We start from the raw sequence: 2,809 nt of genomic DNA, 5'->3' as shown, positions 1-2,809 counted from the left end.
GCTTTCTTTTTCGGCCTCGTCGTCGAGGACGACCGTCTCGGTCGATTCGCCCTCCGAGACCTCGATTTCGTGGGTATCGAACGCCGTCGCCGCCCCCCTCGTGGAACGCCTCGACGGCGTCGAGTTTGTCTCGGAGCGCCGCGGCCCGCTCGAAGGCCTCGGCTTCGGCGGCGGCCTCCATCTCACGACGCAGGGGTTCGGCGAGCACGCCCGTTTCGCCTTCGAGGAACCGGACGACGGATTCGGTGTCAGCGGCGTAGTCTTCCGCCGATATCTCGTCGGTACAGGGCGCCGTACACAGCCCCATCTCGTAGTCGAGACAGGGTCGGTCGCGGCCGGCGTACTTGTGGTCCGAACAGCCCCGCAGGCCGTAGGTCTCCCGGAGGGCCTTCAGCACTGTCTCGACCCGTCCCTTGTTCGTGAACGGGCCGAACACCGTCGCGCCGTCGTCTGGGTCTCTCGTCACCTCGATGCGGGGGAACGCGTGGTCGGTCAACTGCACCAGCGGGTAGGACTTGTCGTCCTTCAGGCGGACGTTGTACCGCGGTTGGTGGCGTTTGATGAGGTTCGCCTCCAACAGCAGTGCCTGGGTCTCAGTGTCGGTGACCGCGAAGTCGACCCCGTCGGCGGCCTCGACCATCCGGCGGATGCGCTCGCCGCGAGGGTCGGCGTAGGAACGGACTCGGCTCCGCAACTCGACTGCCTTGCCGACGTACAGCACCGACTCGCCGGCCTCGAAGAGATACACCCCCGGCTCTCCGGGCAATTCGCCGGCGCGCTCCCGGACCGCGGCTGCGTCCATACCTGTCGTTGGGAACCGAGCGGTATCAGAATGACGTTAGGGGACTCCTCTCGACTACTTCCTGCTGCTCTCCAACTCGATGTCGAGGTCGTCGAGCAGTTCCTTCGCCTCCTCGCGTTTCTCTTGGTGGTCCTCGAGGAACGCTTCCATCAGTTCGGCGGCCTGTTCCTTACAGCCGCCACAGAGGCGTTCGCCGCCGACGCACTCCTCGTACACCTCGGTGGCGAGTTCGTCGTCGTCGTTGGCGAGCAGGTAGGCGTACAGCTCGTAGACGGGACACTCGTCGGCCTTCCCGCCCAACTCCCGTTGTTTCTCGGCGGTTTCGCGGCCGCCGGTCGTCGCCGCCTTCACCTTGTCGTAGCCGTCTTCGGGGTCGTCGAGCAGGCTGATGTGGGAGGCGGGGTCCGACGACGACATCTTCCCGCCCGTGAGGCCGGTCATGAAGCGGTGATAAATCGAGGAGGGCGGGACGAAGCCGTAACCGCCGTTGTCTACTTCGACTTGGCGGGCGAGTTCCTCGGCCTCCTCGCGAGTGAGTTCGAAACTGTCGATGTGGCCCTCGTAGACGCGCTTTTCGCCGTCGATGGCCTCGATGAGCGCCTCGAAGGCCTCGTCGGTCGCGTTACGGTCGAAGAACCGAACGCGGGGGCGGAGCGGCTCCTTCCCGCCGGCTTTCAGCGTCTCGACGGTGTCCCACAGTGCCGTCGAGTCGGGGGCTTCGGCTTCGAGCCACTCGGCGGCCTCGACACAGCGAACGTCCGAGTCGGGGTCGTCTTCGGTCAGCGCCTCGTATGCCTCGGCGACCAGCTCGCGTTCGTCGTCTTCCAACTCGAAACTCGCGTAGGCCTCGCTCACCTTGAAGAAGCGCATCCGGGTCGCCAAATCCCGCGCCAGTCGGACGTGGGGGTCCTGGTCGGGCCCGACGGGAATGACCGTCGGCTTCGGTTCCTCCAGTTGCGGATAGAGGATGTCGGCCATCTGGGTGACGACCGATTGCATGTGCGACACCGAGGTTTCGCCGTCGAAGCCGTAGATGCCTTCGAACTCCGCGAAACGGGCCTTCGAGCCGAGTTCGAAGGCGAGGTTGCGCAGTTCCTCGTTTTCGGATTGGCGGTACAGTTCGCCTTCCTCGGGGTCGAACCCCAACGCGAGCAACGACAGCAGGTAGCTCTCGGCGTGTTCGTCGATTTCGTCCCACGGAATCCCACGGGCGGAGTGGGCTTCGAGGTCGGCGATGAGGCCGTAGGCGTCGCCGCCCTGCTGTTGGTGCCAGATTATCTCGTCGAAGACGAGTTTGTGGCCGATGTGGGGGTCGCCGGTCGGCATGAACCCCGACAGCGCGGCGAAGGGTTCGTCGTTGACCATCGCCTCGGCGACCGGGCGGTAATCCCGGTGGCCGAAGATGACGCCCCGGCGCATCAGGTAGTGGGGGTTCGGCACCTCCGGCAGCACGTCGTCGAACTCCTCGATGCCGAACTCCTCGAAGAGGTTCCGGTAGTCGTCGACGGTCGACGAGCCCCACGGGTCGAGGGCCGTCTCGTCGGCACCTGTCGCCCCGCCGTCCGTCCTCGGGGGCGTCGCTCCCTCGTGGGCGTCGTCGTCTGTCATGCAGTAGCGTCGGGTTGGTTCGCCCAAAAACCGTTCGCTTGGGTGTGAGCGCTTACGGGGTGAGCAATTCGAGCAGTTCCGCCTCGGTTGCGTTGCCACAGCGAACCGCTTCCCGCGGCGCGCGACCGGCCTCGGCGACGGTTTCGACCGCCGCCTGGGGGTCGTAGCCACGCTCTCGGGTCAGCCACGCCGCGGCGACGACGCCGGTGCGTCCGAGCCCGGCGTTGCAGTGGAGTGCGACCGACTCGCCGGCCGCTTCGGCGTCTCGAAGCGCCCTCAGTGCCGTCCGGAGCGTCGCGTTCTCGGCGAATTGGCGGTCGCGAATCGGGACGTGGGCCGTCTCGAAGCGGTCGGCGTAAGCTTCCGGCAGGCCCCACCGCGTCGCCTCCGTCGAGGAGA

Annotated in this window: 3 protein-coding genes; all 3 read right to left on the bottom strand. The window is 66.4% G+C overall.

The features are described 5' to 3' along the window. Window positions 1-802: UvrB/UvrC motif-containing protein (locus GJ631_RS18265; protein ID WP_197425206.1), on the bottom strand; the 802-nt coding region annotated here is incomplete at its 3' end. Window positions 803-856: 54 nt separating this feature from the next. Beyond that, window positions 857-2,410, bottom strand: coding sequence for a tryptophan--tRNA ligase (locus GJ631_RS18260; RefSeq protein WP_156710520.1), 1,554 nt, complete (start codon window positions 2,408-2,410; stop codon window positions 857-859). Window positions 2,411-2,462: 52 nt separating this feature from the next. Next, window positions 2,463-2,809: dual specificity protein phosphatase family protein (locus GJ631_RS18255; RefSeq protein WP_156710519.1), on the bottom strand; the 347-nt coding region annotated here is incomplete at its 5' end.

Origin of the sequence: Natronomonas sp. CBA1123 (genome assembly GCF_009741925.1) — an archaeon.
Taxonomy (GTDB): Archaea; Halobacteriota; Halobacteria; order Halobacteriales; family Haloarculaceae; genus Natronomonas.
Note: the sequence above shows the minus strand (reverse complement) of the source record. Positions and strands in the feature narration are given on the sequence as shown.